This window comes from Flavobacterium sp. GW821-FHT11G01 (assembly GCF_058808175.1).
In genome coordinates this window covers 710,803-734,297 of sequence record NZ_JBXARK010000001.1, presented here as the reverse complement: position 1 = coordinate 734,297, position 23,495 = coordinate 710,803, and the positions used below count along the sequence as shown (strand labels likewise).

The following is a 23,495-nucleotide window of genomic DNA, read 5'->3' as shown; positions in this document are numbered from 1 at the left end:
ATTCTATGAAAAAAGGTTTATTATTACTTATCGCTTTCTTTTGTATCACATCGGCACAATCACAAGTTTTAATTTCCTTACTTTTTGGAGACAAACTGAATTCTCCTTTTTTAGAATTTGGTTTGGATGGCGGCGTCAATTTTTCGACGATTTCCAATATGGAAACCTCAGGTACAGAAGTCGGTTTTAATCTTGGTTTTTATTTTGACATAAGATCTAAAAAAAATCCAGCCTGGATGATTAATACTGGCGTAATTGTAAAATCGCCAATGGGAGCCCATGGTATGCCGGTGTATTCTTTAGGCGATGTTAATCTTGACAATACATTTGCCGGAGGACGTGTTGATCGTGAGATCCGTTATTTTAATGTTCCCATTTTGATTAAATATCAATTCAAAAATAATATCTATCTAAAAACAGGACCACAGTTTGGATTACTGGCTAAAGCTTTTGACAAATTCCGTAAAGATTATGATGGTGATGAAGTGGTGTACAAACACAATATTCGAGATCAGATTCATGTAATAGATGCAGGTATTGCACTTGGCGCGGGTTATCATATGAATGTTGGAAATGGGTTGAATATGACCGTTCAATATTATTACGGATTGGTTCCTGTTATGAAGGGAGACGGTCCGGAACAATTCAACAGAGTTTTGTATGTAACAGCAGGATTGCCAATTGGCCGCGGAAAAGCAGCCAGAAAAAAAGCTGAAAAAGAAGCCGAATTGAATCGGGTAATTCTTCCTGAAGAAGAAGCTCCAAAACCTAAAAATTAATTATTTGCGCTATTGATAGAAACAATTAATCTTAAGATTTCATGATTTTGTAAAATGAAATTAGGTTCTGTATATAAAATAGCATTATTGGGCATAAAAGGCATTTCGGCAGCCAGTGGACTCTGAACTACAATAGTTCCTCCATGAGCCTGAATAGCCTGCAATCCACGGGTACCATCAGTATTTGAACCGGATAATAAAATACCCATTAAAGATTCTCCATAAATTTCTGCAGCAGATTCGAATGAAACATCAATACTTGGCCTGCTAAAATTTATTTTTTCAGAAGTGTCCAATGCAAGCAACTCATTTTTCTCGAATAACAAATGATAATTTGATGGCGCAACATAAACAAAACCAGGTGTTAATGGTGTTTTATCTTCAACAAGCTTTAAAGGTACACTTGATTTTAAACTAATTAAATCTTCCAACGTCTGATCATCTGTACTTTTTCGATGCACTACAATTACGATTGCAAAACCATTTAATTTGGGCAATTCGGGTAAAATTTGCATTAAAGCATTCAAACTTCCTGCAGATCCGCCAATTATTACCACTTTACAGCCTGATATTACTTCACTTTTCTCCATATCTTTTCTTTTTCATACTGTTTATATTTTGTTGGAGAAATAGAGTATTTTATGGTTTCTTTTGTTCCTAAAGCAAGAAAACCTAAAACAGCCAAACTTTCATCGAATAAATTAATGACTCTTTTTTGAAGGTCATTGTCAAAATAAATTAAAACATTGCGGCATAAGATTATGTCAAATTCATTAAAAGAAGTATCAGACACTAAATTATGTTGAGAAAAAACCATCTTTTCGGCGAGTTCTTCATTGAATTTTGCAATGCCATAATTAGCAGTATAATAACTTGAAAAATCTTCCAGGCCACCCGCATCACGATAGTTTTCTGAATATTCTTTCATCATTCGTAGCGGGAAAATTCCTTTTTTTGCTGTTTCTAAAACTGAAGCATTAATATCAGTTGCATAAATTAGCGATTTATGAAGTAAACCGGCTTCCTTAAGCATAATAGCCATCGAATATACTTCTTCGCCTGTAGAACAGCCTGCATGCCACAATCTGATGAAAGGTTTGGTTCCTAATAATGGTAAAATTTCTTTTCGCAAAACGGTGTAAAAAGCAGGATCACGAAACATTTCTGTGACATTTACCGTGATTTCGTCTACCATTCTTTTGTAATATTCCGGATCATATCGAACTCTGGAAAGAAACTCATGAAAATGCGTAAATCCATCTAAATGAAAAATTCTGTTCACACGTCTTTTCAGTGAAGCTCTTGAATAACTTCCAAAATCAAAACCATAATATTCGTAAACATCATTTATAAGCGTTTCTAATTCAATATCCTCAATCATAATTCATTTCATATTTCCTTCAGCACCTGAAGCAATTTATCTACATCAACTGGTTTCGAAACATAGGCATCTGCACCAGCTTCCAAACATTTTTCTCTGTCGCCCGTCATTGCCTGAGCTGTTACCGCTATAACGAAAGTTGATTTTCTTGACGGAATAGCTTTTATTAATGGAATAGCTTCATAACCATCCATTTCAGGCATCATCATATCGATTAAAACAGCATCAATAAGCTCTTCTGATTCTAATAATTTCAAAGCTTCCTCTGCACTTAAACAAGACAAACAATCGAATGATTTGGCACGTAAAGTGTGCGTTAAAGCAAAAATGTTTCGAGAATCATCATCAACAATTAAGAGTCTTTTTTTATTCATTTTTGACCTGCTTTTTAATTTATTTTTGCCACAGATTAAAAGATTTAACCGATTTTTAATCTATACGAATCTGTGAAATCTGTGGTAACTTTTCTTTATTAATTAATTATTATATTTTGTCATAAAGCCACACTCTTAATAAAGAAAGCAACTGATCGATATCTACTGGTTTTGTTATATAATCTGATGCTCCGGCCTTGATACATTTTTCCCTGTCACCTGTCATAGCTTTTGCTGTTACGGCAATTAGCGGTAAATTCAGGAATTTAGGCATGCTGCGTATTTTTTCAGCTGTTTCGTAACCATCCATATTTGGCATCATCATATCTAATAAAACGATATCTGTATCCGGATGTTCTCCTAAAATTTTGATTGCTTCTTTTCCGTCAAAAGCGGTAATAACATTCATTTTGAAAACTTCTAAAGCTTTTGTCAACGAATAAATATTACGAACGTCATCATCTACAATTAATACCTTTTTCTCAAACAGGATATTATTAAGTAAATTTAGCTTTTTATGACTTTCCTTTTTTTCTTTTGGATCTTTTTTATCTTCAACCAAATGAAGGAAAAGAGAAACTTCATCCAGCATTCTTTGATAAGAATGTGCGGTTTTTACAATGATTGAATCAGCATATTTCTTAATTTTAACTTCTTCTTTAATAGACAAACTTTTTCCTGTAAAGACAATTACAGGCAGATTTTCTAAACCTGGATTCTTCTTTACACTTTCTAAAATTTCATAAGCTTGTTTGTCCGGAATTCCCATATCCAGAATAACACAGTCTATTTCTTCTTTATTCAATGCTTGTAACCCTTCTGAAACTTCACTTTTTATTTCTGAATTGATATTATATGTTTCTAAGAAATAAGCTAACGCTTTTGCATGTTGTGGATTATCTTCTATAATAAGTACTTTCTGTGATTCCCTGTTAATAATACTTTCTATTCTAAGAAAAACTTCCGGAATTTTATCAAATGCCACCGGTTTATCTAAGAAATCTACCGCTCCTTTTAATAAACTTTCCTGTTTGAGTTTATGAGAAGACATAATGTGTACCGGAACATGTTTTGTTTGAGAATTGTTTTTCAATTCCTCCAAAACTTCCCAGCCGCTTTTTATTGGAAGTTCAATATCCAATAAAACACCAACAGGTTTATAGACCAAAGCAAAGTTTAAGGCATAATCTCCTCTAACGGAAACAACTCCTTTATAACCTTTTTTACGGGTGAAATTTAAAAGCGATTTTGCAAAATTAATATCGTCTTCAACGATCAAAATCACTTTATCTCCTTCAAAAATTGAATTTCTGTCGTCTTCAATCTCTTCCGGGATTACGGCACTTAAATATTTGTTTTTAGGTTGTTCTTCTGCTTCCTCTTCTGATGCTGCAATTTCTAATGGTGGTGCTTTTTCTATCTCTACCTTTTTGATGCTGGATCCAAAAACAGGAATACACAATGTAAACGTACTTCCTTCATTTTCTTTACTATGCAAAATAATTTCTCCTCTTAGCAATTTGGCCAGTTCACGGCTGATTGACAATCCTAAACCAGTTCCGCCGTATTTACGTTTTGTTGAGCCATCAGCTTGTTGGAATGCCTCGAAAATTAAAGGTTGTTTCCCTAATGGGATTCCGATTCCGGTATCTTTTACGATAAAACAAATAATTTTATCATCATCTGTATTGATCTTGATTTCTAAACTTACCGATCCTTTATCAGTGAATTTTATTGCATTTGAAATCAGGTTTTTCAGAATCTGCTCCAAACGCATTTTATCTGTTTTAATGACAATTGGTGCTTCTTTGGCAATGATTTCAAACTTAATGTTTTTCTCTTTTGCTACATGGCTAAACAGATTCCACAGATTATCTGTAATTTCTTTGGTCGAAACATCTAAAAATTCAAGATCCATTTTTCCGGCTTCAATTTTAGATAAATCCAGAATTTCATCAATTAAACCTAACAAACTATTTCCTGAACTCTGAATCACTTGAGCAAATTCAATTTCCTCAGGAACCATGCTTTTATTATTATTTTCAGATAACAATCGACTCAAAAGTAAAATTGAATTCAGCGGCGTTCTCAATTCATGAGACATATTGGCAAGGAACTCCGATTTATAACGAGTCGTCAATTCTAATGCTTCCGATTTCTTCTGAATTTCATTGTTTTTTTCTTCCAATAAAACACTTCTTTCAGACAATTCTTCATTGGTTTGCTCCAATTCTTCTTGTTGAACGCGTAATTCTTCTTCAGATGCCTGAAGTTTTTCAGTTTGCGCCTCAAGCTCTGCATTTATTGCTTCTAATTCTGTATGTTGTGCTTGTAATTCTTCTGATTGTGATTTTGTTTCTTCCAGCAACTCCATCACTCTTCTTCTGTTTTGAGTCGATTTAATGGCAATTCCGATGTTGTTCGCAATTGTCTTTAAAAATTCTATTTGAAGATTCGAAAATCCATAAATACTAGCTAACTCGATTGCGCCTTCAACCTTGGTATCCAGCAAAGGAAACGCTATAATATGTGTTGGTTTTATTTGTCCCAAAGCATAATTAATCTGAATATCTTCTGGAGATAAAACTTTTAATTCTAATAATTCTTTTGAAATAACTGACTGTCCGATCAAACCTTCCCCTTTTTGAATATGTTCGCGATTTTTACCCGGAATATAACTGTAACCGCCAGAAAAATGAAGCTCATCTCCTTCTAGTACATACAAAACTCCAGCGCTGCTGTTGGTATAATTACATAAAAACTCAATAACATCTTTTGATAATTTTTGAAGTGTTTTATCACCTAACATTACATTATTAAGATTCGCAACTCCACTTTGCATCCATTCTTTTTGCGATAGTAAATCGAAAGAGCTTTTTAAAGAAACTCCCATATTATTTAATGATTCTCCTACACTGCCCAATGCATCGGCCTGAGTATCATCGACTCTTACATCATAATTTCCATTTGAAATATTACTGGCAATCATACTGATAGCAACGATTCTTTCTGCCGTTTCCTTGTCTTTCTTTTCTAATTCATTCTGAAGAAACAGACGTTCGCTATAATCTTTCAGAATTCGGAATAAAAAGACAATTGAAATAACAAAAGCAATAATAAATGCCACAACAATCAGAACCAGACTATAAGTTCCGTATCGTTCTGAGTTTTCACCTCGTTCCTTTAACAAACCTTGTTCAATATTTTCAATGCTTTTAATTTTTGCTCTTAAATCGTTCATCATTACTCGACCGGCATTAAGATCAAATACAACAGCATCTTTCCCCAAACGTTTTTTTACAATTTGATTATTGAGATACTTAAAAAAACTATCTCTAAGCACTTTTAACTCCCGTAACTGTTTTTGCTGCGTTGGATTATCAATAGTAAGTTCCTGTACTTTTTCAAAATAATTATTAGATCTTGTCTCAGCATCATTATATCTTTCAACAAATTGCTCGTCGCCAGTAATTAAATAACCGCGCATACTAGTTTGAGCTTCAGTTACAATAGCTGATCCTTCATTTAAATTGTAAATAACTTCCTGAGTATGGTTCACCCAAAAATTACTATTTAACAAACTCTTTATACTGAAAAAAGAGGCTGTAGAAGAGATCATTAATACCAGTAATGAAACTAATGAACTGATTAATAAATTTCGTTTAAAGTTGTTCTTCATGTTTTAAATTATAATTATTCGTATTTTAAAGGTAAGATGATAATAAAGCTTGCACCCTCTCCTATCTGACTTTTTGCTGTAATTAACCCGTTGTGTTTTTCAATGATTTTTTTGGCAATTGCCAGTCCAATTCCGGTTCCTTCATACTTTTGTCGGTCATTCAGACTCTGAAAAATAATAAAGATACGATCAAGGTAAATTTCATCAAAACCAATTCCGTTATCTTTTACTGTAATCCTGCAAAATTTTCCATTGGGAGAAACAGGGCTTTCAAAAGATTTTTCGGCAATTATTTCAGAAATAATTTCGATTACCGGATGGTCTGTATTTCCAGAGAATTTAAGGGCATTTCCAATTAAATTCTGAAAAACCTGTCGCAACTGACTCGGAATACTATCGATTGTTGGAAGTTCGCTGGTTTTGATAGTAGCGTTTTTTCGTTCGATCATATAATCGAAATCTGAAAGAACTTCCTGAAGTACCACATTTAAATCGGTAGTTTCTGGTTTTACCTGCGATGACAATCTTGAATATGCCAGCAAATCGGTAATTAAAGTCTGCATTCTTTCTGCCGATTTAATCGTACGATCTACATAATCAATAGCTTTTTCATCAGCAGTTAAATAAAGTTCTTTAATGATTTTAATGAAGATTTGAATTTTTCGGATGGGTTCATTCAAATCATGCGAAACAACCCATGAAAATTGTTGAAGTTCATGGTTTCTAAGTTCCAGTTCCTCATTTTTCAGAACCAATTCTCTCGTTCTTTCGGCAATCTTAATTTCAAGGTTATCCTGAGCTTCTTTCCTGATTTTTATCTCTTTAGAAAGAAGGTCTTTCATTCCCTTTAATTCATTTTGTTGCTCGTAAATTTTTATGAATGTTTTTACTTTAAGAATAAGTAAATCAGAATCCACAGGTTTCGTAATGTATTCTACGGCACCGGTTTCGTATCCTTTAAAAATGTATTTTTTTTCGATATTTAATGCCGAAAGAAAAATAACAGGAATGTCTTTTGTGCGTTTGTTTCCGGAAAGAATCTTAACTACTTCAAAACCGTCAAGTCCAGGCATCTGAACATCCATTATGATAAGACAATAGTTGGTCTTAAGGATTTTCTTCAGGGCTTCCTCTCCAGATTCAGCTGTGTCAACATCGATATCGTGCAATTCTAATGTCTTTTTTAAGGCAATTATATTTGCTCTTATATCGTCTACAATTAATACCATGCTGTTGGGGTAAAGCGTTATGAATTAAAATTGTTAGTTTAAAATTCGATTCAGATAAATATTTGTTTTTTTTTGAAATCTAAAACGTTGATTAGTCATCTTAGTGTAACTCCCAAATTTATAAAAAAATTAATGCTGGGTATTTTATTGAAAAAGAAATTAGTTACATAATTCCCATGTCAATTTTATAGAATATTCATGTTTGGTTTTTTATTTTTTTTATTGAGATAAACTTAAAATCTATTCAGTCAACTCTTAATCAGGTCTTTTTATATTTTAGAGTCTGATAATTGTGCTAAAATTATTGATTATGAAAAAGACAAAAACATTTCCAGAACAAAAACAAAAACTTCCGGGTAACGAACATATGATGCATCCTGAACCAGAAATTATTAGAGAAAACTATGTCGGGAGCGGTAAATTGCTCGGAAAAGTTGCTTTTATAACCGGTGGTGACAGCGGTATTGGCCGAAGTGTCGCTGTTCATTTTGCCAGAGAAGGTGCCAATATTGCTATTGTTTATCTCAAAGAAGATAAAGATGCCGTTGAAACAAAAGCTCTAATCGAAAAAGAAGGACAAGAATGTTTGTTAATCAGCGGCGATTTAAAAGACGAGAAATTCTGTAAAAGCGCTGTCAAAAAATGCCACACGCATTTCAAAAAAATAAATATTGTAGTCAATAATGCTGCAACACAATTCCCTCAAAACGAATTAGAAAAAATAACCGCTTCTCAACTTCACAAAACTTTTGAAACTAATATTTATCCGTATTTCTATATCACAAAAGCAGTATTGCCTTTTTTGAATGAAGGTGACACTATTGTAAATACAAGCTCGGTTACAGCCTATCGCGGCAGCGAACATTTAGTTGATTATTCGAGTACAAAAGGTGCAATCGTTAGTTTTACAAGATCATTATCGACCATGTTAGCTAAAAAGAAAATACGTGTAAATGGTGTTGCACCCGGACCAATCTGGACTCCGTTGATAGTAGCCAGTTTCGATAAACTAGCCGATTTCGGAAAAGACAATCCTATGGAAAGAGCCGGACAACCTTCAGAAGTTGCGCCTGCGTATGTATTTTTAGCCTGCGAAGACAGCAGTTATATTACCGGCCAGTTTATTCATATTAATGGCGGAGAATTGGTTGGAGGGTAAAAAATGTTTCAAGTTGCCTTACTTGAACTTATACTAAAACCTTAGAACCTCAGAACCTTAAAATCTTAAACCTTAAAAAAATGAACTATATAGACATTATTGGGCTTTTTGCTGGAACTTGTGTTACTATATCTGTAATTCCTCAAATTTTGAAGGTTTGGAGAACGAAAAAAGTTAAGGCAATTTCCCTGAAAACTTTTAGTATTCTTACTTTCGGAATTGGAGTTTGGATTGTTTATGGCATCCTCAAAAATGATCTTCCGATAATAATTACTAATGGTGTTTCTTTTTGCCTCAACCTCCTTATGGTTTATTTTATTATTTATTATGAGAAGGAATCTTAGTCTGAGGGACTAAGATGCTAAGGTTCTAAGATTCCAGATGCTAGCTGTTAAGTTTTTTGTTTGGTTTGTCATCCTGAACGAGGGATCACAAAAAACATTATAAAAAACAAAATAAAAAAACAGCTCGTTATAAAGCTGTTTTTTTGTAGTAGTAGTTAAGAATATGTGATGCTTATTAGCTAGCTAATTTTTGATTGTATGGTTTAAATGATAAATGGTATTTTTCTTTAAAAATACGTGGCATATAGTTTCTGTTTGCTGCAGCGCTAATTACATCTGCAAAATTAATATTCGAAATTCTCTTAATTTCGTTGATTTGTCTCGTGGCTAAATGTAATATTGGCTCAAAAGTTTTAATGTAGTTATAACTATGTTGGGCTATCTCCATTTCTAAAACACTGTTCAAAATACTTCTTTGAAGCAAATTTCTAACGATACCTTTTTGAGTTATCTTATTAAATTCCTGCAATTTCTCCGTAATTCTATGATTTTTAGTTCCTACATATAAATATTGTCCGGAATCTGTAGTGAACCTTTTTTTAAGTTGAGACACCATTTCAATATTCTCTTCTTTAGCAGATGCAACTGTTGGCATTCCTACTAATGAAAACTGAATTGGTTTATGGCTTTCAAAAAACAATACACTATTTATAACAGATGTATTATTTAAAATCGCTGTCTGATTCTCTTTTATTTTTGTTTGCGCTCCATTCGCGCCAAAACTGTGCGTTAAAGTTCCTTTTTCACAATAAGCAAAAAACACAGGAGCTGTTTGAAGCGATTCTATACTTAAGGTTACATCGTGATTAAATACAAGGTCAAAATTTACAAACGACATTTCTTTTTCAAAGCGAACTGCTTTAACAGTTCCTCTCGCCCATTTTGATTTTATATTTAGTGTATATTCATTGTCGTTTATTACTAATTCACCATCAAAACTATCTTTAAGATCATTAAAAATAGTATTGAATCCTCCAGTATTTAAGTATAGTTTTTTCATCTTAGTTTGGTTTAAATAAAGTGGTTTGTGTTTATTTACGCACAAAACCTATTATTGGTTTTTACTTTGCTATTTTGATAATTCAAAGTTCGTACATATTGCAAATCAATTTATTACACAATTTAAGAGAGAATTTTCATAATTATTAGAAGAAGGTTCAAAGGTTCAGAGATGCAAAGGTTCAAAGATTAGTAGTGTTCTATATTTAGATCAATAATTATGAACTTGTGAAATTCTTCAATTGAATTTGACATAAATAAATACCTTTAAACCTTTGCATCTCTGAACCTCTGAGCCTTAAAAAAAAACAGCTGCCTTCAGAAAAAATCCGAAAACAGCTGCTTCTCAGCAAAATAAAAATACCTACTTAAATTATCTTATGTAAGTTTATGGATATCTGCATTTACAGAATAATTTTCCTCTGGAATATCTTTAAAGAATTCTGCTTCTTCTAAATCTGCCGTTGGACCGTATCCTATTAAATGAGTTCCTTTTTTTTGATCACCCGTTTCTATTATATATAAAATAGACATATCATCAGGATCGCTCATACCTTCATAGCGATGATGCGCAACTATAAAAATTTCTTCTGGTTTATAAGCATATTTGGTTTCAGAATCTATCAAACAGCCATTTTCAAACAAAAAATTTGATATGTATCCTTCATTCTGATATTTCTTTATATAATCGGTCTCGTGTTTTTGTTCTTTTTTCATGACTTGAGTTTTAAGCAAGATTGTTTATTTAATCTTTGTTTCATCAAATTTCATTATTGATAACAAATAAAATTAACTCAATAGATTTAAATCTTACCTCAATTGAAAAAAGCGAAATCAAACCAATTATTATTTTATTAATTTTAACAATTCTCTAATCATTTTAGAAATTAGCATTTAATAACATACTTATTCTTTTACAATAAAACCAAAATTTTAATGACCAAGGTAAATCAGGATTTTCTGGCGAAAGGTGGCGAAATGGGTGCGTTAACTCGTGCCAAAGACTGGAGCAAAACTGCAGTTGGCCCAATCGAATCGTGGCCACAAAGCTTACGAACTACTTTAGGAATTCTTTTAAACTCAAAATTTCCCATGTTTTTATTTTGGGGACCGGAACATATTTGTTTTTATAATGATGCTTATCGCCCAAGTCTTGGAAAGGATGGAAAACATCCTTTTATTTTAGGTGAAAAAGGAGCCGATTTCTGGCCGGAAATCTGGGATTTTATTAAACCTTTAATCGATCAGGTACTTACCGAAGGCGAAGCAACCTGGCATGAAGATCAATTTCTGCCTATATATCGCAATGGAAAAATGGAAGATGTTTACTGGACTTTTAGTTATAGTCCTGTAAATAATGACTCAGGAAAGATTGATGGCGTTCTCGTAATTTGTAATGAGACAACAGATAAGGTAAAAATGTTTAAGAAACTTGAAGAAAGTAATACCCGATATCTGGATAACATTTTACAAACTCCAAGTGCCATGTGCATTTTTAGAGGACCAGAATTTGTCATTGAAATTGCGAATGATCTAATGCTGGAATTATGGGGAAGAAAAAATAATGACGTACAAAACAAGCCTGTTTTTGAAGCGCTTCCTGAAGCAAAAGGTCAGGGCTTAGAAACTATTCTCGAGAATGTATTTAAAACAGGAGAAAAGTTTGAAGCCCACGAAAGACTTGTAAAATTGCACCGTGAAGGTAAGATTAAAGATGTATACATTAATTTTGTTTATGAAGCTTTAAAAGAACCAGATGGTACTATTTCTGGTATTGTTGCTGTTGCCAATGATGTTACGGCACAAGTTACAGCACGAAATACTATTGAAGAAAGCGAGAAAAGATTTAGAAATATAGTAAAACAGGCACCACTCGGAATCGCCATTTTAAAAGGCAAAGAACTGATTGTAGAAATGGTTAACTCTACTTATTTGCAAATTATTGACAAACAAGAAAGTGACATTCTGGGCCATCCTATATTTAAGACTGTACCAGAAGCTAAAGATACCGTTTATCCGTTGCTCTTACCTGTTTATGAAACCGGAATCGCTTATCATACTGATGAACTTTCGGTAACGCTGAACCGCTACGGAAAAGAAGAATTGTGTTATTTTAATCTCGTTTTTCATCCTTTAAGAGATGAAAACAATGAGGTTTCTGGAATTATAATCGTTTCATATGAAGTTACCGAAGCCGTAAAAGCAAGACATCTTTTGGCCGAAAGCGAAAAAGCTTTCCGTCAGATTGTAGTGGAATCTCCTATTGCAATGGCTATTTTTAGAGGAGAAAATCATGTGATTGAAATGGCCAATAATACGATGATGAAAATCATTTGGCAAAAAGAAGAAAGCGAAACTATTGGTAAACCTATCCTTGAGGTATTTCCTGAACTTTTAGAACAAAAATATCCTCAATTGCTTGATGATGTTATAACAAATGGCAAAATTATTCGTGAAAATGAAGCTGTAGCTTATGTTGACATCAGAGGTGAACTTATTAAGTTTTATCTTGACTATCAGTACACACCTTTGTTTGAGCAGGACGGAAAACCATCTGGTATTATGGTGACTGTTAATGATGTAACCTCAAAAGTAGATGTCAGAAAAAAACTTGAAGATGCGGAACAAAGAGCCAGATTAGCTGCTGAAATTGCCCAAATTGTGACGTGGGAGTTAAATGTTTCTACGCAGGAATTAATTTATTCTGAAAATTTGCCGGCTCTGTTTGGTCATAAAAAAAATAAAAAATTAACTCGGCCTGATATATTACATCAGATTCATCCTGACGATATTTCAATTTTAGAAAAAGCCTACAAAGTTGCTCTTAAAACCAGTATTTATAAGTACGAAGCCCGAATTATAAAACCCGATAATTCAATTGCCTGGATTAAAGCACACGGAAAAATATTTTTTGATGATAAAGGCGAACCAATACAAATGATTGGTACTATCATAGATATTACAGATGAAAAAAATAGTCAGCAGATTTTAATGAAAAGCGAAGAAAAATTCAGGCTTCTTGCGGATTCTATGCCTCAATTTATCTGGACTGGTGATGAGATGGGAAATCTAAATTATTTCAATAAATCAGTGTATACTTTTTCTGGTTTGTCTAAAGAAGAAATTGATAAAGATGGCTGGTTGCAAATTGTACATCCGGATGATCGTGAGCTAAACATAATTAAATGGATGAATGCTATAAGCACTGGAAATGACTTTTTATTAGAGCATCGTTTTCGTCGTTATGATGGTCAATACAGATGGCAGTTAAGTCGTGCAATCGCTCAAAAAGACGAAGAAGGAAATACACAAATGTGGGTAGGAACGAGTACTGATATTCATGATCAGAAAAACTTTACCGATAAACTCGAAAAAGAAGTTTATGAAAGAACAGAACAATTAGAGCTTAAAAACAAAGATCTGATAAACATGAATATCGAGTTGCAGTCTTTCGCCTATATTTCGAGTCATGACTTGCAGGAACCTCTTCGCAAAATTCAGACGTTTGCCAGTCGTTTAGGCGATTTGGACGAGCAAAGTATTTCGGCGAAAGCCAAAACTTATTTAAACAGAATCGAGGTTTCGGCCAAAAGAATGCAAACGTTGATACAAGATCTCCTTGCTTACTCCCGAACCAATTCTGCCGACAGGGTTTTTGTGAAAACAAATCTGGACGAAATTGCCGAAGAAATACAAAGTGATTTCTCGGAACGAATCGAAGAAACAAATGCAGTAATCGATTTTGATCCTTTGGGAGAAGCGACTGTTATTCCGTTTCAATTTAGGCAATTACTCCACAATCTGATTGGAAATTCTCTAAAGTTTTCTAAAAAAGGAGAAACTCCTTATATTGAGGTTCGAGCTAATAGAATTAAAGGTAAAGAGATTGAAATCCCGGTTACTTTTCCCGAAAAAATATATTATCATTTGACTATATCCGACAACGGAATTGGTTTTGATGATGAATATAAAGAAAGAATATTTGAAGTTTTTCAGAGATTAAATACCGAAAGCGAATTTTCAGGCACCGGAATTGGTTTAGCAATCGTAAAAAAGATTGTTGAAAATCATAAAGGCTTTATTACGGCTCATAGCGAAAAAGACAAAGGCGCAACTTTCGAAATTTATTTACCCGAATTATAAAAAATAAAAAACACATAAGACAAATGCGCTTATGTGTTTCTATTGAAGTTTAAATTCTTATTATATTATGATTTGTACACGAAGTTTTTAATATCAGGAACAAATTCTTTCCAATTAATTCTTACTGCGTGTTCTATTGATTTTATAATGTCCTTCATTAAAACAGGCTTCGTTATAAATAAGTTAGCCCCTAACAAACGACATTTTTCAATAATTCCAGGTTCATTGGAAGTCGAAAAAATAATAATCGGAATATCTTTTTTATCTGAATTTCTTAATTCTGTCAAAACATCAAAACCGTTTTTCCCTGGCATATTCAAATCCAAAAAAACGACGTGTGGTGTTGGTGGCGGATTATAAATTGCGGTTAACAATTTATCTCCTCCATTGTACGTTTTAAGTTGTATTTTTTCTGGTAATGATTCGATTGCATCTACAAAAATGCTCAAATCGTCTTCATCATCATCCGTGTAAAATATTGTTAAATCTGTCATGGTATTTAGTGAAACAATTTAATTTGTGTTCAAATATACTTCAAATTTATCGATTTATTACCTTATCGACAGATCAGTAAATAAAAAATTAATAGTTGTAATCTCATAAGTAATAATACAAATTATGTAACCCAAAATAATTTAGAAAAAGCAATTTTACTTTGATGAAATCAGAGCTAAAAAAAATTGCCGTAACTCCTGTTAAATAAGAGTTTTAGTATTTTTTTTTTAGCATTAAATAACTAAATAATAAAAAGTCATGGGAGATCATAAAGACCTTACAAACGAATTTGCTGTAGATAAAATAAAAGATCTTGCAGAAAATATAAAAACATGTATGTTTTGTACTTACAACGAATACAGATTACAATCGCGTCCAATGTCTGTTCAGAAAATTGACGATTTAGGCCAGCTTTGGTTTTTATCAGACAGAAACAGCAGTCAGAATGCAGAAATCACGCTGAACCCACAAGTCGAAATTTTCTTTTCTGAACCGCATGATAAATTCCTTACTTTACATGGAACTGCGACTATTTCATACGATCGTGAAACGATTAAAGAATTGTGGAATCCGATTGTTAAAGTCTGGATGCCAGGAGGCGAAGATGATCCCAATCTTAGCGTCATAAAAGTAGTTCCTGAAGATGGTTACTATTGGAATAACAAAAATGGTAAAATGGTTGCTATTGCAAAAATGGCAGCGGCATTTGTAACCGGAAAAACGATGGATGACGGTATTGAAGGGAATTTAACACTGGAATAAGTTAAAGCTTATTTAACCGCAAAGTTCGCAAAGGGTTTACGCAATGGACACAAAGAAAAATACTAAAAATCTTTGCGAACCTTGCGTAAACCCTTTGCGAACTTTGCGGTTAAACTAATCCCTTAAGCTCCAAAGCATTCAAAATTCCAGCTTCGCTGGCAGTATTATTAAAATATACAAAACCTTGTTTTAAAGCTATTTCATTTTTTATCTGAATTAATTCAGGAGTATCATAACTGGAATAAAACAATTTTGGAATTCCGTGAAATCTCACATAAACCAAAGGAAAATTAGTAAAAATAGTTTTGGGTAAGTTAGGATAACTCACACTGCAAAATGTAATGTTGTTCGCTAAAAAAGCATCCCAAACTTCTGGAATCCACCAGCTTTCATGTCTAAATTCAATTACATTTTTAAATTCCGGATTTAAGTTTTGAATAATTAACTGCAAATTTTCAGGACTAAACTTATAACTTGGCGGAAACTGAAATAAAACAGCACCAAGTTTTTCCTTAAAACCCAATTTGCAAATCTGATAGAAATCGGCAAGTAAATCTTCGCAATTAATAAACTTTTTAATATGTGTAATTTCTTTGTGCGCCTTGACAGAAAACATAAAATTTTCCGGTGCTTTATTGTACCAATTTTCGAAAACTTTTATTGTTGGAAATCTATAAAAACTTCCATTAAACTCATAAGTATTAAAGTGCTGGCAATAAAAGTCAAACCATTTTGAAGTAGGCAGATTTTCCGGATAAAAAATCCCTTTCCAAAATCGGTTATTAAAGCTGGAGCATCCTATTTGAATTTCATTTTTCATGTGTGCAGGTTTTGACAATTGGTACAGAAAAAACTTCGCCTGTTTCTACGGCCAGTATTTTTTTTCATCATGGGTAAATTGCATCGCAGACAAACCGTTTTCGTATACGCTTCCCAATGTTTTTTCAATTCATACTTTTTCTTCCAGTACAGGAATTCAAAACTATAAATTGAACATTCTGAAATAATTTCGTTGAGATTATCAAATGGAATTTTACCAACCAAAGATTCAGGATGGATATGACATCGGTACAAAACTTCATTTTTAATGATATTCCCTACTCCGGCAAATATATTTTGATCTAATATCGCATCGCAAATCATTTCATTTGGTAATTTTTCCAGACTTTCCTTTGCTTTTTTCGGATTCCAGTCGTCATTCATTACATCTTCACTCCAATCATAATACAGATTAATATCTCCTTCCAGAATTTTAATTGAGCAGGTATAAAAATTAAGTTCTCCATCAGAAAATACCATGCTTAATCTCGGTTTGGTTTCCTTACGTTCATTGACACGATAAGTTCCAAACATTAGCAAATGAATCTTTACGGTAAATCCTTCAAAACAAATTAAAAAATGTTTTCCCCAGGTTTTAAACTCCTGTATTGTTTGATCTTTAAGACGCTGAATATCAATAGCACTATTTCCGGAAACGTCGACTATCTTTTTTCCTGTAAATTGTTGTACTTCTTCTTTTAATATCACTATAGACGGACCTTCGGGCATAATATGGCTTTTAAATTATAAACTAAAAAGTGCAGCTTTTAAACTGCACTTTTACTGTCTTATCAAAATAAAATTAGTTTGCTTCTGCAGCTTCAAAATTCACGGCATTTACAGCCACGATTGTTAATGCTTTATCAGCACCTTTTTCTTCTTCAAGCGTTTGCTCTAATAAAGAAGCAGCTTCCGACATTCCTAATGTTTCTGCAAATTGTCTTAACGTACCATACGTAGCGATTTCATAATGTTCGATTTTCTGACAAGCGGCAATGATTCCGGCATCACGTACAACGCCAATCTCAGTTTCTTCCAGAATTCCGTTTCCTTCTTCAATTAAGCCCGCCATTGCATCGCATTTTTTAGCTGTAGCTTTTTGACCTGCAAGCTCAAAAACTTGCTCTAAACGGCTAATTTGTCCTTCTGTTTCTTTTAAATGGTTGTTTAGAGCATCAATAAGTTCTGGTGAAGTAGCGTTTTTAGCCATTTTAGGGAGTGCTTTAGTTAAAGCTTTCTCTGCCCAATAGATATCTTTAAGCCCATCTTCAAATAATTCAGTCAATCCTGAAGCTGCGTCAGACTTTGGTTTTGTAACTCCTGTTTTTGAAGTCGGTTTTGCAGTTGCTTTAGACTTTGTAGTTGTTTCCTTTTTATTCGTTGCGGTTTTCATAATAATATTTTTATATGGATTAATATGAGATAAAATTACTTATCGCAGTTTCGGTTTAGTTATATCATTATTTTATTTCTTTCCATTCTAAACACCTGTTAATTATACAATTACAATTTACAATCCTATAAAATAATCAATGGTCTTACTGATTAGATTTGTATAATACTAATATTCTAAAAATATATATCATGAATACTACAGAACAAAAAAACAGTACAACCAGTAATAGAGATCCAAGAAATCAAAACCTAAATACTGCCGATAAAAACAGACTTATGAATGAAGAACTGTACGATATCGATGACATGAAAGAAACTGATGATGATAATGCAGCAATCGCAGAACGCGGATATACTGTTAGAAATGGTCATAATCCTGATGGGATAAATCCTGATGAAATGTTTTACAATAAGGAGGATGTAGAGAACTTAGAGGATGATTTTCATTCTAAAAAAGATCTAATACACAATAGTGATGATTTATATGACGATGCAGTAGATAATGATCTTGATCCTGCTGTAGATGAATTAGATAATCCGTCAGATGTTCGTGAACGCGAAGATGGTGACTTTAATGAAGTTGATGATCTGGAAGATATTGATCCGGATGATGAAGATGAGGATGACGAATTTGAAGAGGATGAAATTGAAGAAGAAGATTCTGAAGAAGATTATCCTTCAAATGATCCCAGAAAATTTTAAAACGAATTAAAATTAAACATAAAAAAACCGTTAAGTAGTTAACGGTTTTTTTTTATGTATTTAAATGCTATATTAGGTTATCTTGTCATTTCGACGAAGGAGAAATCACACTAGAAACTCCGCAAAGTAATGTGATAATCCTTGTCGAGTAACGTGTGTGATTTCTCCTTCGTCGAAATGACAAAACAAGAAGAAATATTCATTAATCCCCAATTTTTTCTAAAGCAGGAATATCATCCATTTTTTCCAGGCGTTCTGCGAGCCCAGCTCTGGCTTCGTTCAATTCCTGTTCGGCTTTGCCTAATTCTTTATACCACTCTTCTTTTCCGGTACTTGAAGATTCTATTTTACGCATGATTTCATAAATTTCGCCTTCAGCCTCCATCACTTTTAATCTTTTATAATACGTCAGAGTTTCGGTCATATGTGCCAATGCAATCATGGCGGTCAAAAACGGATGGTTATTAGTAACATTTACATCTTTGATTTTTCCATGTTCGAGTTCAACTTTCAAAGCAAAAGCGAATTCTTCCATATTAAATTCTTCATATTTACTATCCGGATTCAAATAGGCTTCAATTGCTTTCACATTATTCATTGTCGAAAGATCAACATCTGTTTCTTTATTTTTCAAATCATTATAAACCACATTCCCTATTGCTCTCGCTTCTTCTATTGTTGGGTCGTTTTCCGGATTTTCAAAATCACGAACCGACCAATCCCAATTTTCAGGATGAACAGGTTTGATGTATTTTTCACAAAAATCTGTTACATCATTTTTTAAGCTTACCATTTCGTCATCTCTTTTGATATAAACATCCTGATAAGCACCGCTTTTTGTTCCCATAGTATTTCTTTATTTTAAAATATAAACGACACATTTACCGAAGTATATGTGTCGTTTCAAGTTCGTTATTTATTTACTGAGCTATTATAGACTAAATACTTCTACGTCCGCTAATAAGCGAAAGAATAAATAATACTATGAATATAAAGAATAAAACTTTAGCTATTCCTGCTGCTCCGGCGGCGATTCCACCAAAACCGAATATTCCTGCCACTATGGCTAGAATAATAAAAATGACTGTCCAACGTAACATAAGCGTGATTTTTAAATTAATATGATTTTTGTTTGTTACTCAAATTTCATGTTTTTAAAAGATAAACATTAACTCTAAACATTATATTTATAGCTCAATAAGCACTGACTTACAGTAAATTGAGTTGATAATTTTGTATTAACTCAGAAAAAGCAATTTCGGTTCTTGAAAAGTATTTCTGATTGCTTCGGCTTTTTTTAACCCTGTCAAAATATTTCTGGATTGATCCGTCTTCATAAGTCGAAACTAATAAAGGATGAACGTAATAATTCTTGCAGACATTTCTTGTATTTCCCAACGCTTCTGCCGTGATATCATAGGCTTCCAGAATATTCTTTTTTATTTCTTTTTCATCTGATGTTGTTCCCATTTCCATTAGACTTTCAAAAAATATAATCGATGCTGCCCAGGTTCTAAAGTCCTTTGCACTGAAATATTCGCCAGAAATACTGTGCAAATATTCATTGACCATATGGCTGTCTAAAACCTTCTTTTCGCCATTTCGATCGTAATATTTAAAAACTTCCCAACCCGGAATTTCTTCACATCGGCTTACTAACTTTATAAGTTGTTTGTTTTTGGTTGTAATGGTATGCTGAATTCCCTTTTTTCCGACAAATTCAAATCGGAGTGAATTTTTATCAATGTTAATATGGCGTTTTCGCAAAGTCGAAAGTCCGTAAGATTTATTGTCTTTGGCGTATTTTTCATTTCCAATTCTAATATGGGTTTCTTCCATCAATCGAATGACCAAAGCCACTACTTTCTCTCTTCCCCACTCTTTTCTTTCTAAATCTGTATCAACTTGTTTTCTGATAGCGGGTAATTTAGATCCAAATTCTGCTATTTTATAGAATTTAGTCTGATTTCTGATTAAATTCCACTTCGGATGATATCTGTATTGTTTTCTGTTTCTATCGTCTAAACCAACCGCTTGTAAATGTCCGTTTGGTAAATTTGAAATTTGTACGTTTTGCCAGGCTGGTGGTAAAACCAAACTATTAATACGTTTCAATTCGCTTTTTTGTTTAATGCAACGTCCATTTTTTTTATAAATGAAACCTTCTTCACATTTGCATCTTTCAATCGTCAATTCCTGATGGCTTATATATACTAAATCTAATTTTTCGAGCACCAAATGCGGCGTTTTAATTAACTGATTCACTAATTTTTCAGCTTTGGCTGTTGCTGTTGCATTCATGGTTTATTAGATTTGTTTATTGCCACAGATTGCACAGATTAAAAGATTTTTCTAAAACCATTTTCACTTTCATAATCTGTAAAAATCTGTACAATCTGTGGCAGTATTTTTTAATTTTTTTTCAAAGAATAAATCAAATTCTTTTTACTCATGTAAGAACGTCCCGGGATACCAGCTTTTATTGCTTCCTGATATAATTCCTCTTTTGTCCATTCTTCATAAGGTTTTGTTTTTTCACCCTTTGTATCTCGTGTATTTGCAACCCGAGCTGATCCTTCTTTGCTATATCCTTCCTTCAAAAGTCCGTGATAGTCGCTTTTAGTTCCTGCATGCATGATTTAAAATTTTAGGTTGAATGATTATATGTTTGGTATACTCAAAATTCGTCTATTAGAAACCTTTTGTTGTTATACAATTCTTGTAATAATTTTCATAATTAACTTTTAAATCTTATGCATAAAAAAATCCCAATTCAGATGAATTGGGATTTTGTATTATATCGTTAAAATTGTAGTTCGTTATTTTTGAAAGTATAAATCAATTTCCAGATATTTTTCTTTCATCAAACTCAAAGCAAAAGCTGCCGCAGCAGAAGTAAAAACAGAATAATCTAGTGGCGCTTTAATTCCGACCGAAAAAATCATTGAAAAACCGAAAAGCAATAATAAACAACCGCTAAGTTTTGCAAACAATTCTGTTTTGAAACCAATTAGTAAAAAAATTGGAAAAATAATTTCGGCCGCTGTGGCAATTATTCCAACTGGCTCAATTAAGCTTTCCGGAATTAACGGATTTAAAACTTTAGTATAAGCGATAAAATTTGCCCAATTTCCCCAAGCTGAAACATCTGCATTCCACAATCCGAACCGATCTGCAACTGCAGAGAGAAATCCGATTGAGATGGCAAGACGTAAAAATATTTTAACTGATTTTTGATTGACCATAGAAGTTATTTTTTAGTTTTTTCTAATCTGGATTTTGTTCCGAGTAAAAACCAGCTATCATTGTAGTGACTTACGATATAAACATCATAAAGCTTATTAATTTCGAAAGTTACTTTTTTTCCGGAATTTTTCAAAGCAATAATAATCTGATTTTTTGATTTCCTTTTAAGAAAAATGGTTTTCGCTTCAGCCTTTGGAGATTCATCATGAATTATATATTCTTCACCATTTTCATCATAATGAAAATCGTTTTTATAAAAACTTTCCATTTTATCATTATTCAGATAAATAGCAATACTATCTTTAAATTGCTTTAGAAAAACTAGTGTTATGTTTCGGGATTTTGAAGATTTTGTAATCCAAATTGTAGAAAGAGAATCTGCGTAATTCGTTATTTTTTGTTCTTCTTTAAAATTTGGTAATACATTTATTGTTGTATTACATGCTGAAAAAATTACCAATAAAATGAAAAACGCAATAATTTTATTCATAGTGTGATTTCCTAATTATTGTAAAATGGTTATTTCAAAAATACTTCTAGATTTTTAATTTCTCCACATTGATTGGTATTCTTTCATTTTCAACATTTCTTCCTGCATGAAATGCGGATCGTTATTTTGAGTTCTCATTTGCTGAATAACATCCATATTTGACAACACTCCTTTTTCAAACCATGGAAATTCATTAGCTAATGAATTTAGCTTTGCTAATGCTCGCAATCCTTCTCCATTTTGACTTAAAAAAACCGCATGCTCGTGCCTGAAATTTGGGCACCAATAATATTCCTCTGCTAATTTATCCCAAGTTTCTAAATCACATTTACCCATATGAAGAAATGAGGCGGCAAATACAGAAGAATCAATATAATCTTTAGAAAAAACGAAATAATTCAATAAGGGAATTTCTTTTGAAGTATCGTTTTTAATTTTATTCTCAATAACTTCATTCATTAAATCATGTGCCATTTTTTTGTCTTCTTCCTTGTCTGACAAATGTAAAACAGAAGCATATTCTACTTTTACTATATCCAAATCAGGTCTTAATTTATATCCTCTTTCAGCATAAAATAATGCATTTTCATAAGAATTCATGACACGATAAAGCTTTGACACTGCGATAATCAAACGAATATCACGAAAATCTTCTTTAGTTATATTAGCTTTTTCAAATTCAATAGCTTTAAGTCCATATCTATCTTTTACATATCTTTCAACAATTTGCCATTTTTCATTAGCAGCTAATTCTGATTCATCCCAAAATGCAAATAACACACTTCTTCTATCCCAAATAGATCTTATTTCTTTCCATTCGGCAAAAGTACCTTCAAATGCTTCATGTTCTTTATAAGTTACACCGTTTCCATCTGTTAAATTCAGTGAGAAATCTAAACCTGGAGTTCCACTATATCTATTTAGAGAATCGTACAGTTCGCTCTTAAATAATTCTGGCGTATTTGCTGTGGTATTAACTGTTGTCAAATATTGATTAAGCGATTCTTTTAATTTCGATGGCGCTTCCTGAGTTGTATTGTTTTGATTTTCATTCCAAACTGTTTCTTTTTCAGTTTTTCCAAATATTCTTTTAAATAAGCTCATATATTTAATTAGTCGATTTAAAGTTTTTAAAGATAAAATTATATTCTCTCATATTTGAAATCTTATTAAGATCATCAAAATTATTTGACGTAATAAAGCTTTAAATGTTCCCCAAAGCACTAATTATTATGGTCATCAGCCATAAAACAACATTAACCATTTGTTATAATTTAAGTTAAAAATCTATTTTTCAAATATTATCATTTAATAATTTAACTTCCTTACGGAAAGCCACAATTTGCTTAAAAACAAATAAAAAATCAGCTCTGTTAAAGCCTGTCAGGAGAAAATAGCTATAAAAAATAATCATCTTTAAATCCTGTAACATTATTTAATAATGCTGTAAGAGATTCGTCAGGCATCTGAATAATTTTACATCATAACATTTAAACTAT

The 23,495-nt window shown here is 32.5% G+C and carries 24 protein-coding genes; 6 read left to right on the top strand and 18 right to left on the bottom strand.

What is annotated here, in order from left to right; genetic code table 11:
• Positions 1–5: 5 nt before the first annotated feature.
• Complete coding sequence (locus AC1RRN_RS03245; protein ID WP_492965922.1) at positions 6–779, top strand: porin family protein; 774 nt, start codon at positions 6–8, stop codon at positions 777–779.
• Here the strand turns inward: AC1RRN_RS03245 and AC1RRN_RS03240 are convergent.
• From AC1RRN_RS03240 to AC1RRN_RS03220, 5 genes are all read right to left on the bottom strand, one after another.
• Positions 776–1,369: a chemotaxis protein CheB gene (locus AC1RRN_RS03240; RefSeq protein ID WP_492965921.1), complete on the bottom strand. Its 594-nt coding sequence runs from the start codon at positions 1,367–1,369 to the stop codon at positions 776–778. The two genes, AC1RRN_RS03245 and AC1RRN_RS03240, sit on opposite strands and share 4 nt — an antisense overlap.
• Positions 1,351–2,160, bottom strand: coding sequence for a CheR family methyltransferase (locus AC1RRN_RS03235; RefSeq protein WP_492965920.1), 810 nt, complete (start codon positions 2,158–2,160; stop codon positions 1,351–1,353). Before AC1RRN_RS03235 ends, AC1RRN_RS03240 begins: the two co-directional genes overlap by 19 nt.
• Positions 2,161–2,168: 8 nt before the next feature.
• Positions 2,169–2,534: a response regulator gene (locus AC1RRN_RS03230; RefSeq protein WP_492965919.1), complete on the bottom strand. Its 366-nt coding sequence runs from the start codon at positions 2,532–2,534 to the stop codon at positions 2,169–2,171.
• A gap of 109 nt (positions 2,535–2,643) precedes the next feature.
• The gene (locus AC1RRN_RS03225; protein ID WP_492965918.1) at positions 2,644–6,213 is read right to left on the bottom strand and encodes a response regulator; all 3,570 of its coding nucleotides are present in this window, start codon (positions 6,211–6,213) and stop codon (positions 2,644–2,646) included.
• A gap of 14 nt (positions 6,214–6,227) precedes the next feature.
• The gene (locus AC1RRN_RS03220) at positions 6,228–7,442 is read right to left on the bottom strand and encodes a hybrid sensor histidine kinase/response regulator (protein ID WP_492965917.1); all 1,215 of its coding nucleotides are present in this window, start codon (positions 7,440–7,442) and stop codon (positions 6,228–6,230) included.
• Positions 7,443–7,752: 310 nt separating this feature from the next.
• Between AC1RRN_RS03220 and AC1RRN_RS03215 the strand changes: the two genes are divergently transcribed.
• Positions 7,753–8,601 (top strand): SDR family oxidoreductase, encoded by an 849-nt coding sequence (locus AC1RRN_RS03215; RefSeq protein ID WP_492965916.1) that lies wholly within the window; start codon positions 7,753–7,755, stop codon positions 8,599–8,601.
• 80 nt (positions 8,602–8,681) lie between these two features.
• The gene (locus AC1RRN_RS03210) at positions 8,682–8,945 is read left to right on the top strand and encodes a SemiSWEET family sugar transporter (protein WP_492965915.1); all 264 of its coding nucleotides are present in this window, start codon (positions 8,682–8,684) and stop codon (positions 8,943–8,945) included.
• A 175-nt stretch (positions 8,946–9,120) separates the two neighbouring features.
• Here AC1RRN_RS03210 and AC1RRN_RS03205 read toward each other — a convergent pair whose 3' ends face one another.
• Both AC1RRN_RS03205 and AC1RRN_RS03200 read right to left on the bottom strand, forming a co-directional pair.
• The gene (locus tag AC1RRN_RS03205; protein ID WP_492965914.1) at positions 9,121–9,945 is read right to left on the bottom strand and encodes a hypothetical protein; all 825 of its coding nucleotides are present in this window, start codon (positions 9,943–9,945) and stop codon (positions 9,121–9,123) included.
• Positions 9,946–10,322: 377 nt separating this feature from the next.
• On the bottom strand, positions 10,323–10,661 hold the full coding sequence (locus AC1RRN_RS03200) for a hypothetical protein (protein WP_492965913.1): 339 nt from the start codon (positions 10,659–10,661) through the stop codon (positions 10,323–10,325).
• Positions 10,662–10,880: 219 nt separating this feature from the next.
• On the opposite strand from AC1RRN_RS03200, the gene AC1RRN_RS03195 reads away from it, so the two are divergent.
• Positions 10,881–14,087 carry a PAS domain S-box protein gene (locus AC1RRN_RS03195; protein WP_492965912.1) on the top strand — a complete coding sequence of 1,069 codons (3,207 nt, stop codon included), beginning with the start codon at positions 10,881–10,883 and terminating at the stop codon, positions 14,085–14,087.
• A 65-nt stretch (positions 14,088–14,152) separates the two neighbouring features.
• On the opposite strand, the gene AC1RRN_RS03190 is transcribed toward AC1RRN_RS03195, so the two are convergent.
• Complete coding sequence (locus tag AC1RRN_RS03190; protein ID WP_492965911.1) at positions 14,153–14,581, bottom strand: response regulator; 429 nt, start codon at positions 14,579–14,581, stop codon at positions 14,153–14,155.
• A 259-nt stretch (positions 14,582–14,840) separates the two neighbouring features.
• Here AC1RRN_RS03190 and AC1RRN_RS03185 point away from each other — a divergent pair, with 259 nt between their 5' ends.
• The gene (locus tag AC1RRN_RS03185) at positions 14,841–15,344 is read left to right on the top strand and encodes a pyridoxamine 5'-phosphate oxidase family protein (RefSeq protein WP_492965910.1); all 504 of its coding nucleotides are present in this window, start codon (positions 14,841–14,843) and stop codon (positions 15,342–15,344) included.
• A 109-nt stretch (positions 15,345–15,453) separates the two neighbouring features.
• Here AC1RRN_RS03185 and AC1RRN_RS03180 read toward each other — a convergent pair whose 3' ends face one another.
• From AC1RRN_RS03180 to AC1RRN_RS03170, 3 genes are all read right to left on the bottom strand, one after another.
• Complete coding sequence (locus AC1RRN_RS03180) at positions 15,454–16,164, bottom strand: DUF72 domain-containing protein (protein ID WP_492965909.1); 711 nt, start codon at positions 16,162–16,164, stop codon at positions 15,454–15,456.
• Positions 16,161–16,892, bottom strand: coding sequence for a DNA-formamidopyrimidine glycosylase family protein (locus AC1RRN_RS03175; protein ID WP_492965908.1), 732 nt, complete (start codon positions 16,890–16,892; stop codon positions 16,161–16,163). The genes AC1RRN_RS03180 and AC1RRN_RS03175 overlap by 4 nt, the downstream gene beginning before the upstream one ends.
• A 73-nt stretch (positions 16,893–16,965) precedes the next feature.
• Positions 16,966–17,556 carry a YciE/YciF ferroxidase family protein gene (locus AC1RRN_RS03170; protein WP_492965907.1) on the bottom strand — a complete coding sequence of 197 codons (591 nt, stop codon included), beginning with the start codon at positions 17,554–17,556 and terminating at the stop codon, positions 16,966–16,968.
• Between the two features lie 191 nt (positions 17,557–17,747).
• Here AC1RRN_RS03170 and AC1RRN_RS03165 point away from each other — a divergent pair, with 191 nt between their 5' ends.
• Entirely contained in the window at positions 17,748–18,260 is a 513-nt protein-coding gene (locus tag AC1RRN_RS03165; protein WP_492965906.1) for a hypothetical protein, read from the top strand.
• 202 nt (positions 18,261–18,462) lie between these two features.
• On the opposite strand, the gene AC1RRN_RS03160 is transcribed toward AC1RRN_RS03165, so the two are convergent.
• The 7 genes from AC1RRN_RS03160 to AC1RRN_RS03130 all read right to left on the bottom strand — a co-directional run bounded on the left by AC1RRN_RS03160 (position 18,463) and on the right by AC1RRN_RS03130 (position 23,100).
• Positions 18,463–19,107 carry a DUF5661 family protein gene (locus AC1RRN_RS03160; RefSeq protein ID WP_492965905.1) on the bottom strand — a complete coding sequence of 215 codons (645 nt, stop codon included), beginning with the start codon at positions 19,105–19,107 and terminating at the stop codon, positions 18,463–18,465.
• Positions 19,108–19,198: 91 nt separating this feature from the next.
• Entirely contained in the window at positions 19,199–19,360 is a 162-nt protein-coding gene (locus AC1RRN_RS03155; RefSeq protein WP_026985414.1) for a DUF1328 family protein, read from the bottom strand.
• A 109-nt stretch (positions 19,361–19,469) separates the two neighbouring features.
• Positions 19,470–20,561, bottom strand: coding sequence for a DNA topoisomerase IB (locus AC1RRN_RS03150; RefSeq protein WP_492965904.1), 1,092 nt, complete (start codon positions 20,559–20,561; stop codon positions 19,470–19,472).
• 110 nt (positions 20,562–20,671) lie between these two features.
• Positions 20,672–20,896 carry a Rho termination factor gene (locus tag AC1RRN_RS03145; RefSeq protein WP_492965903.1) on the bottom strand — a complete coding sequence of 75 codons (225 nt, stop codon included), beginning with the start codon at positions 20,894–20,896 and terminating at the stop codon, positions 20,672–20,674.
• Between the two features lie 183 nt (positions 20,897–21,079).
• Positions 21,080–21,505: a DoxX family protein gene (locus AC1RRN_RS03140; protein WP_492965902.1), complete on the bottom strand. Its 426-nt coding sequence runs from the start codon at positions 21,503–21,505 to the stop codon at positions 21,080–21,082.
• Between the two features lie 5 nt (positions 21,506–21,510).
• On the bottom strand, positions 21,511–21,996 hold the full coding sequence (locus AC1RRN_RS03135) for a putative periplasmic lipoprotein (protein ID WP_492965901.1): 486 nt from the start codon (positions 21,994–21,996) through the stop codon (positions 21,511–21,513).
• Positions 21,997–22,050: 54 nt separating this feature from the next.
• Positions 22,051–23,100 (bottom strand): hypothetical protein, encoded by a 1,050-nt coding sequence (locus tag AC1RRN_RS03130; RefSeq protein WP_492965900.1) that lies wholly within the window; start codon positions 23,098–23,100, stop codon positions 22,051–22,053.
• Between the last annotated feature and the right edge of the window lie 395 nt (positions 23,101–23,495).

Excerpts from the sequence above, each read along its gene's own strand:
- AC1RRN_RS03165 (WP_492965906.1), top strand. The coding sequence starts at position 17,748 with ATGAATACTACAGAACAAAAAAACAGTACAACCAGTAATAGAGATCCA.
- AC1RRN_RS03130 (WP_492965900.1), bottom strand. The coding sequence starts at position 23,100 with ATGAGCTTATTTAAAAGAATATTTGGAAAAACTGAAAAAGAAACAGTT.
- AC1RRN_RS03225 (WP_492965918.1), bottom strand. The coding sequence starts at position 6,213 with ATGAAGAACAACTTTAAACGAAATTTATTAATCAGTTCATTAGTTTCA.
- AC1RRN_RS03180 (WP_492965909.1), bottom strand. The coding sequence starts at position 16,164 with ATGAAAAATGAAATTCAAATAGGATGCTCCAGCTTTAATAACCGATTT.
- AC1RRN_RS03205 (WP_492965914.1), bottom strand. The coding sequence starts at position 9,945 with ATGAAAAAACTATACTTAAATACTGGAGGATTCAATACTATTTTTAAT.
- AC1RRN_RS03185 (WP_492965910.1), top strand. The coding sequence starts at position 14,841 with ATGGGAGATCATAAAGACCTTACAAACGAATTTGCTGTAGATAAAATA.
- AC1RRN_RS03140 (WP_492965902.1), bottom strand. The coding sequence starts at position 21,505 with ATGGTCAATCAAAAATCAGTTAAAATATTTTTACGTCTTGCCATCTCA.
- AC1RRN_RS03235 (WP_492965920.1), bottom strand. The coding sequence starts at position 2,160 with ATGATTGAGGATATTGAATTAGAAACGCTTATAAATGATGTTTACGAA.
- AC1RRN_RS03175 (WP_492965908.1), bottom strand. The coding sequence starts at position 16,892 with ATGCCCGAAGGTCCGTCTATAGTGATATTAAAAGAAGAAGTACAACAA.
- AC1RRN_RS03155 (WP_026985414.1), bottom strand. The coding sequence starts at position 19,360 with ATGTTACGTTGGACAGTCATTTTTATTATTCTAGCCATAGTGGCAGGA.
- AC1RRN_RS03200 (WP_492965913.1), bottom strand. The coding sequence starts at position 10,661 with ATGAAAAAAGAACAAAAACACGAGACCGATTATATAAAGAAATATCAG.
- AC1RRN_RS03245 (WP_492965922.1), top strand. The coding sequence starts at position 6 with ATGAAAAAAGGTTTATTATTACTTATCGCTTTCTTTTGTATCACATCG.
- AC1RRN_RS03145 (WP_492965903.1), bottom strand. The coding sequence starts at position 20,896 with ATGCATGCAGGAACTAAAAGCGACTATCACGGACTTTTGAAGGAAGGA.
- AC1RRN_RS03210 (WP_492965915.1), top strand. The coding sequence starts at position 8,682 with ATGAACTATATAGACATTATTGGGCTTTTTGCTGGAACTTGTGTTACT.
- AC1RRN_RS03150 (WP_492965904.1), bottom strand. The coding sequence starts at position 20,561 with ATGAATGCAACAGCAACAGCCAAAGCTGAAAAATTAGTGAATCAGTTA.
- AC1RRN_RS03220 (WP_492965917.1), bottom strand. The coding sequence starts at position 7,442 with ATGGTATTAATTGTAGACGATATAAGAGCAAATATAATTGCCTTAAAA.
- AC1RRN_RS03195 (WP_492965912.1), top strand. The coding sequence starts at position 10,881 with ATGACCAAGGTAAATCAGGATTTTCTGGCGAAAGGTGGCGAAATGGGT.
- AC1RRN_RS03215 (WP_492965916.1), top strand. The coding sequence starts at position 7,753 with ATGAAAAAGACAAAAACATTTCCAGAACAAAAACAAAAACTTCCGGGT.
- AC1RRN_RS03135 (WP_492965901.1), bottom strand. The coding sequence starts at position 21,996 with ATGAATAAAATTATTGCGTTTTTCATTTTATTGGTAATTTTTTCAGCA.
- AC1RRN_RS03230 (WP_492965919.1), bottom strand. The coding sequence starts at position 2,534 with ATGAATAAAAAAAGACTCTTAATTGTTGATGATGATTCTCGAAACATT.
- AC1RRN_RS03240 (WP_492965921.1), bottom strand. The coding sequence starts at position 1,369 with ATGGAGAAAAGTGAAGTAATATCAGGCTGTAAAGTGGTAATAATTGGC.
- AC1RRN_RS03190 (WP_492965911.1), bottom strand. The coding sequence starts at position 14,581 with ATGACAGATTTAACAATATTTTACACGGATGATGATGAAGACGATTTG.
- AC1RRN_RS03170 (WP_492965907.1), bottom strand. The coding sequence starts at position 17,556 with ATGAAAACCGCAACGAATAAAAAGGAAACAACTACAAAGTCTAAAGCA.
- AC1RRN_RS03160 (WP_492965905.1), bottom strand. The coding sequence starts at position 19,107 with ATGGGAACAAAAAGCGGTGCTTATCAGGATGTTTATATCAAAAGAGAT.